This window comes from bacterium (assembly GCA_026708015.1).
Taxonomy (GTDB): Bacteria; Actinomycetota; Acidimicrobiia; order Acidimicrobiales; family Bin134; genus Poriferisocius.
The window spans coordinates 18,614-33,236 of the sequence record JAPOVT010000041.1 but is presented as its reverse complement, the minus strand read 5'-3'; the positions used below and the strand labels follow the sequence as shown (position 1 = coordinate 33,236).

Below are 14,623 nucleotides of genomic sequence, written 5' to 3'. Positions count from 1 at the left end.
TCATTATGTCAAACCGCCAGATCTTGCCGGGGCGACTCATCCGGTATGCAAGAGAATCTGCTTCCAAATGGCGGTCTCGTCGTAAAGCACGTACTCCCGCCGCAGTCCCCAGGGCCCGAACTCGGCGTGACTCAGCCCCATTACATGGATCGGTGCTCCGGATGGCGCTCCGAAAGCCCCCCACCCATCATGAGTCCCATCCAGCGACCAGCGCAACGCAGCTCGGGGGGCCATCCCGGTATCACTTCGCCCTATCTGGTGGTGAATGCGGAATGAGGCATCGGGGAGAGCACTGCGGAGCCCGAGCCAAAACGCATCGGCATCGCCCCAGCCGTGACCGACCTCCCCACCGGGCAGCTCAAGGTGGACCGCGCGGTCAAATGCTTCGGGAACCACGGCTAAACGGCCCTGCATGATCTGCTCAAGCGCTTCGGCGTATACGACACCAACCTCATGGTCGTTCCCCGATCCCCGGTAGATAGCTTCAACGTCGTCAGCGGGAGCAAGGGGGGGGTTTGCCCCTTCAAATCCTCCCTCATTGGCGATTTGATCGGAGGCGAACCGCTTAGGGTCAATGCCAAGTTGCCGGACGATCGCCCCTTGATCGCGGATGAGCCACTCGTCGTAGACCTGGTTCTCCCGACAGGCGCAATCGGCAATGATCCGGTACCGCAAGCGGGTTCCGCTGGCCGGCCCGTAGGCGCCGTCGCCGAGGTGGGTTGCCGTGGAGAAGATGCGGTGTGAAGACAAGAAACCGCCGTCCTCGTCCTTGCTCCAAATGACGTCCTCGCCGAGAAGCTGCCGGTCGGGGAACTCAGCAAGGGTGGCCAATGTGGCGCTGATGACTTCCTCGTTTCCGACCACCACACCATCCGGTGAGCGGACGATCACCTTGGGCGCGTAATAGCGATGGAGGGCGTCCACGCCGCGGTCCTCCCAAATCTCCTTGGTGATGCCAAGGATGTAGTCGGGTGGATCGCTGAATTTGGGGTCGAATCCCTTCACGGTTGCTCCGGCTTTGCTGGTCAAACTGATCGGAGGATATGAATACGTCGTCAAGCTGTCAACGTCGGAGGGCTCAATGGCCATGATTGAGGCTGTCGGTCACGCTCCCGCGGCCTTAGGAGAGTGCCCGGTGTGGAGTGAACGCGTTCAGGCGTTGTACTGGGCCGACATCGATGGCCGTGCCATCCATCGATTGGACCCATCCTCTGGTGCCACCATGTCGAAGGCACTTCCCGGACGTCCTGGATCATTCGTTCTCACCACCGATCCCAACCGGTTGCTGGTGGCCAGCGAGCACGAATTGGTTGTCCTCAATTGGGCAACCGGCGAAACCGTTGGTTGGCGTCGGCTCGAAAAGGCAGGTACCGGCAATCGGCTCAACGACGGCCGTTGTGACCCTGGCGGCCGGTACGTAGTCGGCTCGATGTACGCCGACACCAGTGCTGGGGAGTGGACAGGAACCCTTTACCGCGTTGATCCCAACGGTGATGCCACAACCCTGCGTTCAGATATCGGGGTCACCAACGGATTGGCATTCGACCCTGAGCGCCGGCGCATGTACTTCGCCGATACCCCCACCGACCGTGTTCTGGTATTCGACTACGACTCTGACACCGGGGAGGCAACCACCGAGCGGGTTTTCCTCGACTATTCGAATCTGCCTGGCAAGCCGGATGGAGCCTGTGTCGATGCCGACGGCTGCTACTGGTCAGCATCGGTCTATGGCTGGGCCGTGATCCGCGTAATCCCAGAAGGCGTGGTTGACCGTCGCATTGAGCTACCAGTGCAGAAGCCATCGATGCCTGCTTTCGGAGGCTCAGATCTCTCTACCCTATTCGTCACCACAATTGGGGCAGGCGGCACTGTGCCCTCCGAGCCGGGGCGCGACGGATTCCAGCCCGGCGAGCTATTGGCCCTTGACGTCGGTGTCCAGGGCCGTCCTGAACCCATCTTCCCCTGGATTGACCCCTAGCGGTGAGCGGCCACTCGCACTCTCGCTGACGTCGAAAGGAAGATCACGGTGGCAGGAAGCGCCACGATCGCCACCGCTCCGCCGATGTCTAGCCCCGTACCGGCGATACTTCCGATGACGAAGGGGATGACCAGGATGGCAGTGCGCAGTCCACCGGTAAGCGCGCCGAGCCCTGCCCCTGGCCGACCGGGACGTTTTGCCGCCGCGTCGTACACGGAGGGGAGCAATGCGGCAATCCCGAGCCCGGCCGCGACATAGCCGGCCACAACGACATATCGATTCGGCACCAGCGACGCCACTGCCAGCCCGGTGCCAGCCATGGAGGCCGACAGCGTTACCAGCCTGCTGTTGCCCAAGCGGACGCTGGCCCAGTCGCCGGCAAATCGCGCCGCGGTCATGCCCCCCATCACCGCCACATAGCCGAGGGCCGCGAATCCCGCTGAAGTGCCCAAATCGTCGGTGAGGCGAAAAGCGGCCCAGTCAAAGGAAGTCGACTCCATCGCCGCAGCTGAGAAGCCAACCACCACGAAGATGGCCAGGGTCCTGAGGCTTCGCTGGGCAATGACAGCCCTTTTGCCCTCTTCGGGTGTTGGCTCAGGCGTTTCGTCAACTCGAAGAAGACCCGGCCCGACAAACCCGAGCAGGGCCAGCAGCACCATGGCCGCGACCAGTAAATGCGCGGTGAGCGAAACCTCAGCCGCGGCAACTCGCGAAGAGACTGCTCCTCCAACGAGAGCGCCCAAGCTCCACAGGCCGTGGAGCCGGTTCATCACCGGTGCGTGCCGTCGGGCGCTCAGCCACGAACCCTGCATGTTCATGGCAACGTCGACCATGACGTCGAATACCATCATCGCCGCCAATCCCACCAATAGCACAGCAGGCGTGGTAGCCAGCCCTACCACCGCCAACGACATCGCCAGCAAACCCCCGGCACCAATCATCACCCCGCGGGTGCCGAACCGCGATATTGCGTGACCGACGACCGCGCTTCCCGCCAAACCGAATACGCCGGCTATGGACAGCAAGGCGCCCACGCCAGCTACCGAGATCTCCACCCGGTCTCGTATTTCAGGCATCCGGGGAACGAACGACGCAAACAGTGCACCGTTGGCAAAGAACTGGACGGCGACTGCCCGAAGGGCTCTGCCATCAGCCCGATCGAATTCCAGGCGGCTCATTCAAACACGAGAAGCGCAACTGCTTCGACTGGATCAATCAGGCCACTCGATGTTGTAGTCGTCGAACCAGAACCGGGCCTCGCGTATGGCGTTCGGGTCGGTCCGCAGATCGAGGTTCTGGTTGAGCTGTTCGGGAGTCGGGCCAATTTGGCCGGCAATATTGGACAGCCCGTCGATGTCTAGGTCGTAACACCGCACCGCGTTTAGCCCGAGCAACAAGCGGGTTTCCTCGACCGGTATCTCCTGGAAATCGGTTTCGAGGCGCTCAATGGTGTTGGGCCAACTTCCCTCGGGGTGGGGGTAGTCGGTGCCCCACATCAGCGCGTCGACCCCATTCATGTAGCGCCGCCGCAGCTCCACCTTGCTCATGGTGGAGGCACCGATGAACACGTTGCTGCCGATGTACTCCGACGGCAGCCTCTGGATGAGCCCCTTGGTGCGCGAGCTCATCTTCTTCACCTTCCAGTTGCGCCCGCCGAACATGGCATCGGCCTTGAACAGCAGATCGCCCAGCCACCACGAGCCGCACTCCACCGGCGCGTAGCGCAGGTTGGGATGGCGGTCGAAGGTTCCGGAGAACAGGAGCTGCCAGAGAGGTCGGTGGGTCCAGAACGCCACCTCGAGCATGTATTGGGCCATGTTCTCGTTGTATGACGGCGTGTCGGCTTCTCCGGAGTGAGTGTGTACCACCAGTCCGGCTTCGGCACAAGCGGCCCACACCGGGTCGTAGCTCTCGTGGCCGTACGACGGGTGCTCGTGCCACATGGTGGGGATCATGATGCCCCTGATGCCCGGCTTGCCAGCCAGCGCCTCGATCTCCTTCACCGCTTCGTCGATACTGTGGGTGATCGGCACCAGGGCGACTCCGGCTCGGCGGGGCGGATTGGTGGCGCAGAACTCCTCAAGCCAGCGGTTGTGGGCCCGAGCCCCAGCCCAAGCGCGCCGCGAGTCGGTGATCTGTCCGGCCGACAGGCCGGCTCCGAACGGCGGGGCCTCCATTCCGGTTACCGCGTCGCCGTCGGCGAAGATGATCTCCCCGGCGACGCCGTCGGCATCAAGGGTTTTGTCGCGGATCTCCGGGTCGTAGGCCCCCTTCAGTCCGATCTCGTTCTCGCGCTCCCACTGCTCGACATATTCGCCGTTGAGCTCCTCGACCATGGCCCGATGCTGGTGGCGGGTGACCAGCCACTCGTCGAACTCGGGGTGGAGCGCCGACTCGAGGTATTCCCGATAATCCTCGACGAACAGCCCGGCATGGGTGTCGGATGAGACGATGATGTAAGGGGCGTTGCTCTGGTCTACGCCTGCGACGGGGCTGGGCATGGGTCGCCTCCCTCTTGAATTGCGGCTTGCTTACGCCAACGTGAGCGCCATTCCACACTGTACTGTCACACCGGCAATCACGAGTAGCCCGCCACCGTTGCGATCAAGGAGGCCGTTATGACCCAAATACTCGCCCAATACTGCATAAACGTCGAAGACATGGACCGAGCTCTCGAGTTCTGGGTGGACGTGTGCGAGCTCGAGCTCCAGCACCGCCTGGAGATTCCCGGTGCCCTCGAGGCGATCATCCAGTCGCCTCACGGCGGTTCCCGACTCCAGTTGGCTCAGCACCTCGACAACGAGGGTCCCATCGACATGGGCACCGCAATGTGGAAGATCTACATCAACACGAGTGACTGCGAGCGGCTCTACCAGCGAGCCATCGACGCGGGCTGCGAGTCGGTAATGGAACCCGCCCATCTCGACCGCTGGCCGGTGATCATGGCCTATGTGAAGGACTTCGACGGCTATCTCATCGAATTCGTCGAGCACAAAGAGGGCACCCGCCCCGGCATCCCTGACCCCAAGAAGGTCTGAGCGACACCAAGGGCCCCCATGACTGAGACCTACCGGGATCCGAACGCAGCCATCGACGACCGAGTTGCCGACCTCCTGGGGCGCATGACTCTGGAGGAGAAGGTGGCCCAGCTCGGGACGGTTTGGCTTACTGCTCTGGTGCAAGACGAGGCCTTCGACGCTGACCATGCGGCCGAGGCCCTGGCCGATGGCATCGGCCAAGTCACCCGAATCGGTGCGAGCACCGGATTGCTGGCTGACGAATCAGCCAAGCTCGGCAACGACATCCAGCAAGTACTGGTGAAACGCACTCGACTGGGAATCCCCGCGGTGATCCATGAGGAGGGGGTCGGCGGATTCCTTCACCGTGGGGCCACCACCTTTCCCCAGGGGCTGGGCTTGGCCGCCACCTGGGATGTGGACCTGATGGCCGAGGTCGCAGAGGTGATCCGCACCCAAATGACCGCCGTCGGAGCCCGCCACAACCTCTCCCCCGTCTTGGATGTCGCCCGGGACCCCCGATGGGGCCGGGTGGAGGAGACCTACGGAGAGTCCCCCGAGCTGTGCGCCCGGATGGGCGTTGCCTATGTGAAAGGGCTCCAGACCGACGATTTGGCCAACGGTGTGGTGTGTACCGGCAAGCACTTCTTGGGCTACGGGTACTCCCTGGGCGGCCGCAACCAGGCGCCGGTTCACCTCGGCGGCCGGGAGCTTCGCGAGGTTTACGCCGAGCCGTTCGCAGCCGCCATCCGCGAGGCCGGCTTGGCGTCGATCATGAACAGCTACTCGTCCATCGACGGAGTGCCCGTGGCGGCCAGCCGGGCGATGCTCACTGATCTCCTGCGGGGCGAGCTGGGCTTTGCCGGCACGGTGGTGGCCGATTACTTCGCAGTCATGCAGCTGCACTTCAACCACATGACCGCCGCAGATCCCTCTGAGTCAGCCATCCAAGCGCTCAGTGCGGGACTCGATGTCGAACTGCCGGCACTCGACTGCTACAAACACCTGCCCACCGCAGTTCGAGAAGGCCGAATCGACGAGTCAATCATCGATGAGTCCTGTGCCCGAGTGCTGGCCCAGAAGATCCAGCTCGGCTTGCTCGAGAACCCCTACGTCGACGCTGATGCCGCGTTGGCGGTATTCGACACGCCCGACCAGAGAGCGCTGGCCCGCCGGGCCGCGGCTGAAGGAGTGATCCTGCTCAAGAACGATGGCGTGCTGCCCCTCAGCCCGTCGATGTCAAAGTTGGCAGTCATCGGCCCCCATGCCAATGATCCCCGCCTCCTCCAGGGCGACTACCACTATCCGACCCACCTGGAGATCATCTACCAGAATCGCAGTGCAGAAATGCTCGAAGCCATGGAGGCCCTCGGCTTGGAGCAGGGGGTCGACCAACTGCCCGAAGCCGGGGGCACGTTCTCCCCGGGACCGCATTTCACCCCCCATGTGACGCCGCTGGACGGACTGCGGGCTGCGTTGCCTGACACCGAGGTCATCCATGCTGTGGGGTGCGCCGATGACGGCGACGACGCATCCGGTATCGACGAAGCGATCGCCGCCGCAGAGTCAGCCGACGTGGCCATCGTCTGCGTGGGCGCCCGCTCCGGGCTGGTTGCTGACGCGACCGTCGGGGAAGCCCGTGACGCCACCGACCTCAGCCTCCCCGGTGTGCAGTCGCAGTTGGTGGCTCGAATAGCGGCGACCGGCACACCGATGGTGGTAGTGGTGATCAGCGGCCGGGTACATACCCTCGAGGCCGAGTCTGCGACTGCCAACGCCCTCATTTGGTCGATCCTTCCCGGCGAAGAGGGCGGCTCGGCCATCGCCCAAGTGCTGACCGGCAAGGTGAACCCGTCGGGCCGCCTCCCGGTCACGCTGCCCCTTCATGTCGGGCAGATCCCGCTTCACCACGACATGCGGCGGCGCGGCGATCGATCAGAGTTCTACGGCAGCTATGTCGACCGCGACACCGACGCGCTCTACTGGTTCGGCCACGGTCTGTCGTACACGACATTCGAATATGGCGAGCCTTCGGTGGTGGCCGGTTCGACAACCGAAGCCACCACGATTTCGGTTCCTGTCGCCAACAACGGCCAACACGACGGCGACGAAGTCGTACAGCTCTATGTGACCGACGAAGTCGCTTCTGTAGCTCGGCCGATCCGCGAGCTCATCGGTTTCGCCCGAGTCCCCATCCCTGCCGGGGAGACCTGCACCGTCACGTTTACAGTCCACCCCAGCCGGCTGGCCTTCCACGGCCTCGATATGGCTCTGGCCACTGAGCCGGGAGCATTCACGTTCCGGGTGGGCGGTTCTTCCCTCGACCTCAACATGCGGGAAGCACCAGTGGAGCTGACCGGGGACACCACCTCCTACGACCGGCAGTCAATCATTGCCACCTCGGTTGACATCAGCTAGCCAGATCTTCAGCTAGCCAGATCTACAGCTAGCCGGATCTACAGCTAGCCAGATCTACAGCCCGGTCACTGTCACCACCCCCGCTGAGAATTGGCCGCCTATAGCAGTGGTTGGGCATTGAGGAGAACGAACGCCAGCCGGGTCGGCTCGGTGCCCCGGTTCTCCCAGTGGTGCGCGGTCCCCCGCTGGACCACCGTGTCGTACTTGTGCAGGGTCACCTCCCCTTCGTCCAGCAACAGGGTGACCTCGCCGTCGAGGCACACCATGTAGTCGATAGTCCTGGTGGTGTGCATCCCCGGCCGTCGGCGTCATGCCCGGTGACCACCCGGCGGATCTTGTCGGCGTTGCCCATCATCTGCCTTTCTCCGTTTGCTGCGGGACAGTCTTCTAGCCGCCCTCAGAGCGGCATCACCCGCCCCCCGCTGGCGTGAATGGTTGCCCCCAACATCGCGTGGCTCGGGGCTGAGGCGGCGTAGGCTATGACGTCGGCCGCCTCCTCGGCCCCCAGAAGCCGACCCCACGGCAATGGCCTCGGCGCTCTGCTCCCCCCAGTCCTGGCGGAGGTCCACCAGCGCGATGTCGTAGCCCCGTCGGGCAAGCGCCCGCGCCGTCGCCCCGCCAACTCCCCAGGGACGCGCTCCGGTGACGATTGCCACCCGGTTGTCGCTCTGACTGGTCATGGTCTGCGCGCCTCTGGGGGGTCGAAGGCAACCAGCAGTTGGGTGCGGCCTCGCAGGATGTAGCTGTCCATGAAGGTGTCGCTGTGGTCGTCGGCGAGCGCCAGATTGGACAGATCCAACATGGCATTGGCGCCCACCTTGCCCTCCAGGCGAGCCAGCCCCTGGCCGATGCAGTAGTGCTCGCCGTATCCGAAGGCCACATGGTCATTGGGACTGCGGGCGATGTTGAATTCGTGGGGAATCGGACACAACTCGGGGTCGCGGTTGGCGGCCGCGAACGCCAACCACGCGAACTCACCCTTGGCCACTGGCACCCCTCCGAGTTCGGTGTCCCGAGTAGCAACTCGGAAGAGGCCAGTGACCGGCCCCTCATGGCGAAGCGCCTCCTCGACGAACGCCGGCACTAGGTCTCGGTTTGAGTCCAAGTGATCTCGCAAACCGTGGTTAGTGGCCAGGCGGTGGCCAATGTTGCCCAACAGCGTGGTGGTTGTCTCGTTGCCGGCCAGCAGGAACTGCCGCAGCGCCCCCATCCGCTCTTCGTAGGTCAGCGGCTCGCCGTCGACCTCGGCGTTGGCCACATCGGAGATCAGATCATCGCGGGGCTCGGCTTGGCGCTGCTCGACCAAGTCCGAGAAGTGCTCGTCGAACTCGTACTCCGACTTGATGTAGCTGCGCACCTCGTCGCGACTGGGTCGGGCTCGTCCGATGGGAATGGCGAAGTCGTCCGACCATCCCTTGAACATCTCCAATTCAGCCTCGGGAACCCCCAGCATCCGCGAGATCATCACCATGGGCAATAACACGGCATATTCCTGAACCAGGTCAGCCCGACCGCGCGGGGCGAAAGCAGCAACCAGCGAATCTGACACCGACTTGACCTCGGGCTCCAACGCCCGAAGGCGTGCAGGCCGAAAGGCACGGTTCAGAGCCCTGCGCTGGCGCACGTGCTCGGGGGGGTCGGCCGTGTTGAGCACTCGGCCCCGAGAGCGGTTGCGAAAGCGGCGGACCGCCTCAACCATCTCCGGCTCTTGTTCGATGGCATCGGCGTGTTCGGCCACAGGATTGCGGAACTCATAGGTGGCAGTGGGGGACCGGTTTGACCATGTCGCGGGATCGACAAGGATGTCGTGCAGGAGTTGGTAACTGGTGATGACCCACGCCCCCATGGCCTCGCTGTAGAACGCCGAGTCCGACGCCGACCGCACCTCGTCAAAGAGCTGCCAGGGAGACGCCAAGAGCACCTCGTCCCTGTCCAGCAGCCGCTGAATCCGGTCGTCAAGAGATTCCGACATCGAAGCCATAGTCAGCTAGTTGGCCGTCACAGGGCAATCACCCTCAACAAGCAGCCGTCGCAGCACGCGTTCGCCTTCCCACGGATCACGCACGGCAAAGTGGGCGGTACACCGCTCGTCCCAGATCACTACATCCCCGTTGCGCCAGCGCCAGCGGCACGTCACGCTGGGATTGGTGGCGTGTTCAGTGACGGCGGGCGGGTTGGGGGCATACAGCACATCCAGGTGCCACCGGTCGGTCAGAAGCTGGTGGTCGCTCTTGACTCGCAGCTCCGACGGCTCGGCCGAATCGACGCCGGCCAGGCGGTCCATCGGGTGAATCCACGGCTCACCGAGCGACTCAGCCAGCCGAACATGGCCAGCATCACCAAGAAACTGGTCCCTGATGCCCACCACCTTGTACTCCAAGATGGCTTTCCGCAGCTCCGCTGCCATCTCGGCGTCGAGTCCACCGAGGTCGATATCCGACAGCTCAGCCCCGAGTGCCGCAGTGAGCGGTTCTATTCGCATACCGGTGGCCTCCCCCAGCTAAGTGGCGTCAGGCATATGGCTCTACTTGATCTGCGCCCAAATTGCGAATGCTGCGACCGAGACCTACCCCCCCCCCCGATTCGGCCGAGGCCACCTTCTGCACCTTCAAGTGCGCATCCTTGTATCGCCCAAGACCGCTGCTGATCGGAGGGTGGTCTATTTTTCAGGGCAGCTATGACGACTTGGCGTGAGTTCTGCGATCGGATTGAAGCCCTTGGCGAAGGTCTTGATGATGAGGGACAGCGGCACCTGGCCAATCAGGTGGCGTGTTGGCTTACCTATGCGATCGGCCACAACGACCCCCGCCACCCAGCCTTCTTCCGGAGCAGCGACCCCGTCTATCAGTGGGGCGGACCCAACGCCGACCAGGTGGCCCGCCGGACCGCCATCGACGGGGACGGGGTGTACCGAATTTCTGGCCACATGGGCGCCTGTGAGGAGTTCGTCCTTCAGATCAAACTCGGCGCCACCCAAAGCGGCGGCGCGGGAGTAGGACTCGAGGTGACGGGGTCGAGCCTTGGGATGGGCCCCGGAAACGATATTGACATCTTGTTGGGCGGCGAAGAGCCCAGTGGCGGGAATAGGAACTGGCTGCCGCTTGATCCCGAGGCATCGTTCGTCCACATCCGGGACTACTACTTCGACTGGCAGGCAGCCGAGCCCGCCACCTTTGTGATCGAGCGCCTCGACACCGTGGGCGAGCCCAAACCAGAGGTCGATGCCGCTGCCATCCTCAGCACCGCGCTGGGCGAGATCGAGCACTCCTTCGCTTTCTGGAACGGCTACCAAGAGCGAATGCTGGGCGACCAGCCCCCCAACACCTTCCTCCCCCCGGCGGGGATGGGCCGCGGGGTCAAGACGCTCATCTACAGCCATGCCGGGGTGGCCCTCGATTCTGACCAGGCCCTCGTGGTTGAGGTCGACCACCGGGGTGCAACCATATGGGACGTCCAGCTCTACAACCGGCCATGGTATGAGGCCCTGGACTTCACCAACCGGCTCACCTGCCTCAACCACGCGCTCATCGAACCCGGCCCCATCGTCATCGCCGGTACCGACCCCGGCGGTGCCAACTGGCTTGACACTGAGGGGCGGGATTCCGTGCTGTGTACCTTCCGCTGGTGGCACCCGCCCGAAACTCCAGTCGTGAACGCCCAGGTCGTCTCCCTCAAAGAACTCGACCTGCCCCCGGTCGACCGCCAGGCCCAGATCGCCCGCCGCTCCTCCCACATCGCCTGGCGTTACCGAACCTGAACAAAAGGGCTGCATCAGATGTCTACAAAGCCGCTCATCGGGAAAGTTGCCGTCGTGACCGGTGCGGGACGTGACATAGGGCGGGCCACTGCTGAGCGCTTGGCACAAGATGGCGCCTGCATGAGCTGGAGCCAGCCCTCGGAGAGGATCGACTGAAGGATCCGAACGAGATCGCCGATTACGTGGCGTTCCTCGCTACCCGTTCAACCCACGCCGGCCCGACCGGCCAGTGCTTCAGTCTGCTCGGGCGTGATCTGTGAACCTGCCGACCCGGTTGTGTACACCTGTTGTGACGGCGGTCATACGTCGTCAACCGCGAGCACCTGGGTTTCGAGTTGGGTGGGCTGTTCGGTAGGAAGCAGATAGCGCCAGAAGATCGTGCCGGTGGGGGCGCCAGCGGTGTCCAGCCAGTTGGGGACGCCGGGATCCCGATGAGCGAGGATCATGCGGAAAGAGCCGTCCGGCTCAAGCACCGTTTGGCGTCGGTTCAGCGAAACCCGGCGGTCTCGATAGGGCGGCGTCTGGATGAAGCGGTTGTTGAGCACCACGTTGGCGAAACGGCAATCCGGGAATCGGCCCCGAATCTCCAGCGCCTCGTCAGGTCCCAGTCGATAGCGGGTGGAGCGGTAAGCGTTGTCGGCCGCGGCATAGCCGATGGTCCGATTGCCCTCGTCGAGGGGAGGGTTGGTGAAGCGGTTGAGTTCAGGAGAGCTCCACGCTGGCATGTCTTCTCGAGGCCCGTCGGGCCATTCGACGGTCACACTGCGCAGAAACGTGACCACTCGCTGAAGACCCTGGGCGCAAGCCTCGTCGTCGGGGATGGCCGGCGGTCCGAGATCGACCGTCGGCTCGATGGACAGGGGCACATTCATGTTGGGGTCGGTGGCGGCGGGGCGATCCCACTCGAAATAGTGCCGTGTCGTGATGCTCCCGGATTCAGGCGTAAGCGCCAGCCAGTTACCGGGCTGGGGGCTCTGGCTGAGCTGCAACTCGTAGCTTCCGTCGGAGTTGATCTCGATTTCATCGTCATTGAGAGTGGCCCCCAGCTTGGCTGACATCGCACCCCCGGCGGTTCCCTGCTCCACCGTGAACGAGGTGTATACCGCCCCGGCGAGATTGCCCCGGACCACATAGTCGAGATCGGGATCGATCACTGTGCCGTAGTAGATGGCGTCGGGATTGTCCCCTAGCAGCTTCTTGGTCGGCGAAAACCACCGGTAGAACCATGGCCGAGCCGGATCAGCCTGCGACCAGAACTCCAGAGCGTGCTGCAAGCTATTGAGGGCAAATATCCGAGCCTCGGCCCGGTCATTGGCGGTCGGCACTCCCCTTGCCTCCCGCCACCAATCGCCTTCGATTTCCCCCATCAGGGCTACCAGCTCTTCCCACGCCTGTCCTGATCGATCAGCCATCTGCTCCTCCATGCGTTTCAAGCTCTGAGAAGGCTACCCACCATGCCACCAACCAGGCACAGTGACAGAAGGCTGCTAGATAGGAAGCGCTCCAGGACGCCCAGCCCGAGCGATAGGACGCTCAGCGGCTGGTTGGGGTGAAGGTCAGCGGCATCGACTTGGGCGCCCGGGTGAACACGCCCTCGGGGGTGGGCGGTAGGCCGTCGAATGCGACGTGGGCCATGGTGCCGAGCCAACTGGTTGGTGGCGATGTCGACCTCGGTCTTGGCCAGCATGGCTCCGATGCAGAAGTACCGGCCCAAGCAGAAACCGGTGTGGTTGGCCGCCCCAGAGAACGCCTTGGACACGTCGAGGTCGTCATCGCGCGCAAGTGCTACCTCCCAGCGAAATCAACCGGGGATGTCGAGGATCAGGCCCAGCACCTCACGGATTTGGGTGAGCGCTGCTCCACCGACGTTTCCTCTTGCCCCTTCGATTCGGCCAGCCGCGACGGCACGGATGTGTTGACACTGGGCGACCGATGTGCGATCCAACCCGTTTTCAGGATCGGCGTCGAGCTCCACCTCCGACGTAAACCCTCGCAGTTGCGATGTCAGCGGCACGACCTGAATGACACTGGGCCCGGCGTCGAGAACCCTTTGGGCGGTTACGACGATCGCTGGGTGGCGAAATCCCGCCTCTCGGCCAAACGGCAGCCCGAGATCCAGCTCGACGACATCACCCGAGGTCAGCATCGAGCCATCCCACTTCCTCGTCAGTGAGTTGACCCGATAGCTCAGCTCCAATCTCGTCTTGTCGCAGCCGTCGCACCGCCAGCGCAACCGTGTCGCCCACCGTTGCGCCGAGGGAGGCGGCGAGCTTCTTCAACTCCTGATGCGTCGTCACATCGATGCGCACGCTCGTACTTTGCATACAGATATGTTAGCAGAATTGTATGCAAACAGAATTGGGGGCCGGGCTCTAGCCGAGAACTCGAACGACTCGCCCTCGAAATCAGTGTCGGAGGGGGGACTTGAACCCCCACGCCCGTATTGGGCACTAGCCCCTCAAGCTAGCGCGTCTGCCAATTCCGCCACTCCGACATGGACGCCGCATTCCGGCGCAAAGGGCACCCTATCGCGCTGGGGCTTGTTGACTCTACGAGTTACCGGTCAGGTGGGATGGTTCTCAACTAGACGGCGGATGCCGTCTTGCCAGCCCACCAGGCGGTCGGGGCGCAGGTACTCCATGCGGCTGGTATCCATCACCGTGCTGGGAATGGCGGTGTCGGCCTCCACGATCTTGGGGGGATCGCAGCCGTCTAGTTCGGCCATGTACGCACACCACTCGGCAACCGACACCAATCCTGGGCTGGCCCAATTCAAGGTGGTGGCAGGAACCGACGCCTGATCCAGCAAAATGGGTAAGTCGGCGGCGATGTCCTCGTCGTGAATGAGGTTGTAGCGGGCGCCATCGGTATGCACCTCGATGTCCATGCCCGCCCGCATCATCAGCAGGTGGAACAGCGGCCAGCCGGCGGTGTCGCCGTAGGGCACATTGAGCCGGGCGATCACCGTCGGCAGATCGAATTCCTGGGCCCCGAATCGGGCCACCGACTCACCAGCGATCTTGCAAATGGAATAGGTGGGCATCATGTGGGCGTGGTGATTGCCGTGGGGGCTGTCCTCGGTGAACGGCTGACCCCCATTGGGCTGATACACCGCCCCCGATGAACAATGAAGGAACGCCTCCGCGTCGCGGAAGTGGCTCATCAGATGCCCGGTGGCCTCCGAGCACACCGCCAGGTCCGTCTTCCAGTCGCCGGTCTTGATCACCGCCAGATTCACAACCACGTCCACATCACGGAGAACCGCCGAGAAGTCGGCGGCCACGAAATCCACGGCGATGCACTCCACTCCCCCAGCCTCCAGATCGGCCCGGGCATCAGGGTCTGAGAACCGGGCCAGCGCAATCACCCGATTGTCGGCGGCCAGTGACTTGCACAGCGGTGGCCCCACCATCCCCGTCGGCCCCGTCACCACAATGGTCTTGTTCCGCAACT

General features: G+C 63.5%; 14 protein-coding genes, 1 tRNA gene and 1 pseudogene. 5 read left to right on the top strand and 11 right to left on the bottom strand.

Going from position 1 to position 14,623, the window contains the following annotated elements:
- Nucleotides 1-36: 36 nt before the first annotated feature.
- The gene (locus OXG30_08735) at nt 37-1,005 is read right to left on the bottom strand and encodes an ester cyclase (protein ID MCY4134983.1); all 969 of its coding nucleotides are present in this window, start codon (nt 1,003-1,005) and stop codon (nt 37-39) included.
- A 76-nt stretch (nt 1,006-1,081) separates the two neighbouring features.
- On the opposite strand from OXG30_08735, the gene OXG30_08730 reads away from it, so the two are divergent.
- Nucleotides 1,082-1,978, top strand: a complete 897-nt coding sequence (locus OXG30_08730; protein MCY4134982.1) for an SMP-30/gluconolactonase/LRE family protein — start codon at nt 1,082-1,084, stop codon at nt 1,976-1,978.
- Here the strand turns inward: OXG30_08730 and OXG30_08725 are convergent.
- Both OXG30_08725 and OXG30_08720 read right to left on the bottom strand, forming a co-directional pair.
- Nucleotides 1,975-3,156 (bottom strand): MFS transporter, encoded by a 1,182-nt coding sequence (locus OXG30_08725; GenBank protein ID MCY4134981.1) that lies wholly within the window; start codon nt 3,154-3,156, stop codon nt 1,975-1,977. The genes OXG30_08730 and OXG30_08725 overlap by 4 nt on opposite strands.
- Before the next feature lie 33 nt (nt 3,157-3,189).
- On the bottom strand, nt 3,190-4,479 hold the full coding sequence (locus tag OXG30_08720) for an amidohydrolase family protein (GenBank protein MCY4134980.1): 1,290 nt from the start codon (nt 4,477-4,479) through the stop codon (nt 3,190-3,192).
- A gap of 117 nt (nt 4,480-4,596) precedes the next feature.
- On the opposite strand from OXG30_08720, the gene OXG30_08715 reads away from it, so the two are divergent.
- Both OXG30_08715 and OXG30_08710 read left to right on the top strand, forming a co-directional pair.
- A complete protein-coding gene (locus OXG30_08715) occupies nt 4,597-5,016 on the top strand; it encodes a VOC family protein (GenBank protein MCY4134979.1) in 420 nt (139 codons plus the stop codon).
- An 18-nt stretch (nt 5,017-5,034) separates the two neighbouring features.
- Nucleotides 5,035-7,413 (top strand): glycoside hydrolase family 3 C-terminal domain-containing protein, encoded by a 2,379-nt coding sequence (locus OXG30_08710; protein MCY4134978.1) that lies wholly within the window; start codon nt 5,035-5,037, stop codon nt 7,411-7,413.
- 98 nt (nt 7,414-7,511) lie between these two features.
- Here the strand turns inward: OXG30_08710 and OXG30_08705 are convergent, their stop codons facing one another.
- From OXG30_08705 to OXG30_08695, 3 genes are all read right to left on the bottom strand, one after another.
- The gene (locus OXG30_08705; protein MCY4134977.1) at nt 7,512-7,706 is read right to left on the bottom strand and encodes a cupin domain-containing protein; all 195 of its coding nucleotides are present in this window, start codon (nt 7,704-7,706) and stop codon (nt 7,512-7,514) included.
- 383 nt (nt 7,707-8,089) lie between these two features.
- On the bottom strand, nt 8,090-9,385 hold the full coding sequence (locus tag OXG30_08700) for a cytochrome P450 (protein MCY4134976.1): 1,296 nt from the start codon (nt 9,383-9,385) through the stop codon (nt 8,090-8,092).
- A gap of 15 nt (nt 9,386-9,400) precedes the next feature.
- Entirely contained in the window at nt 9,401-9,895 is a 495-nt protein-coding gene (locus OXG30_08695; protein MCY4134975.1) for a TauD/TfdA family dioxygenase, read from the bottom strand.
- 36 nt (nt 9,896-9,931) lie between these two features.
- Here OXG30_08695 and OXG30_08690 point away from each other — a divergent pair.
- Together OXG30_08690 and OXG30_08685 are read left to right on the top strand one after the other, a co-directional pair.
- Nucleotides 9,932-10,029, top strand: a pseudogene (locus OXG30_08690) (DUF1272 domain-containing protein).
- Between the two features lie 61 nt (nt 10,030-10,090).
- Complete coding sequence (locus OXG30_08685; GenBank protein MCY4134974.1) at nt 10,091-11,170, top strand: hypothetical protein; 1,080 nt, start codon at nt 10,091-10,093, stop codon at nt 11,168-11,170.
- A 299-nt stretch (nt 11,171-11,469) separates the two neighbouring features.
- Here OXG30_08685 and OXG30_08680 read toward each other — a convergent pair whose 3' ends face one another.
- The 5 genes from OXG30_08680 to OXG30_08660 all read right to left on the bottom strand — a co-directional run bounded on the left by OXG30_08680 (nt 11,470) and on the right by OXG30_08660 (nt 14,621).
- The gene (locus tag OXG30_08680; protein ID MCY4134973.1) at nt 11,470-12,582 is read right to left on the bottom strand and encodes a DUF1214 domain-containing protein; all 1,113 of its coding nucleotides are present in this window, start codon (nt 12,580-12,582) and stop codon (nt 11,470-11,472) included.
- Nucleotides 12,583-12,971: 389 nt separating this feature from the next.
- Nucleotides 12,972-13,316, bottom strand: coding sequence for a type II toxin-antitoxin system PemK/MazF family toxin (locus tag OXG30_08675; GenBank protein ID MCY4134972.1), 345 nt, complete (start codon nt 13,314-13,316; stop codon nt 12,972-12,974).
- Complete coding sequence (locus OXG30_08670) at nt 13,300-13,494, bottom strand: hypothetical protein (protein MCY4134971.1); 195 nt, start codon at nt 13,492-13,494, stop codon at nt 13,300-13,302. Before OXG30_08670 ends, OXG30_08675 begins: the two co-directional genes overlap by 17 nt.
- A gap of 85 nt (nt 13,495-13,579) precedes the next feature.
- Nucleotides 13,580-13,664, bottom strand: a tRNA-Leu gene (locus OXG30_08665).
- Nucleotides 13,665-13,733: 69 nt separating this feature from the next.
- Nucleotides 13,734-14,621, bottom strand: a complete 888-nt coding sequence (locus OXG30_08660) for an NAD(P)-dependent oxidoreductase (GenBank protein ID MCY4134970.1) — start codon at nt 14,619-14,621, stop codon at nt 13,734-13,736.
- Nucleotides 14,622-14,623: the final 2 nt, after the last annotated feature.

Excerpts from the sequence above, each read along its gene's own strand:
- OXG30_08730 (MCY4134982.1), top strand. The coding sequence starts at position 1,082 with ATGGCCATGATTGAGGCTGTCGGTCACGCTCCCGCGGCCTTAGGAGAG.
- OXG30_08725 (MCY4134981.1), bottom strand. The coding sequence starts at position 3,156 with ATGAGCCGCCTGGAATTCGATCGGGCTGATGGCAGAGCCCTTCGGGCA.
- OXG30_08720 (MCY4134980.1), bottom strand. The coding sequence starts at position 4,479 with ATGCCCAGCCCCGTCGCAGGCGTAGACCAGAGCAACGCCCCTTACATC.
- OXG30_08715 (MCY4134979.1), top strand. The coding sequence starts at position 4,597 with ATGACCCAAATACTCGCCCAATACTGCATAAACGTCGAAGACATGGAC.
- OXG30_08710 (MCY4134978.1), top strand. The coding sequence starts at position 5,035 with ATGACTGAGACCTACCGGGATCCGAACGCAGCCATCGACGACCGAGTT.
- OXG30_08705 (MCY4134977.1), bottom strand. The coding sequence starts at position 7,706 with ATGCACACCACCAGGACTATCGACTACATGGTGTGCCTCGACGGCGAG.
- OXG30_08700 (MCY4134976.1), bottom strand. The coding sequence starts at position 9,385 with ATGTCGGAATCTCTTGACGACCGGATTCAGCGGCTGCTGGACAGGGAC.
- OXG30_08695 (MCY4134975.1), bottom strand. The coding sequence starts at position 9,895 with ATGCGAATAGAACCGCTCACTGCGGCACTCGGGGCTGAGCTGTCGGAT.
- OXG30_08685 (MCY4134974.1), top strand. The coding sequence starts at position 10,091 with ATGACGACTTGGCGTGAGTTCTGCGATCGGATTGAAGCCCTTGGCGAA.
- OXG30_08680 (MCY4134973.1), bottom strand. The coding sequence starts at position 12,582 with ATGGCTGATCGATCAGGACAGGCGTGGGAAGAGCTGGTAGCCCTGATG.
- OXG30_08675 (MCY4134972.1), bottom strand. The coding sequence starts at position 13,316 with ATGCTGACCTCGGGTGATGTCGTCGAGCTGGATCTCGGGCTGCCGTTT.
- OXG30_08670 (MCY4134971.1), bottom strand. The coding sequence starts at position 13,494 with ATGCAAAGTACGAGCGTGCGCATCGATGTGACGACGCATCAGGAGTTG.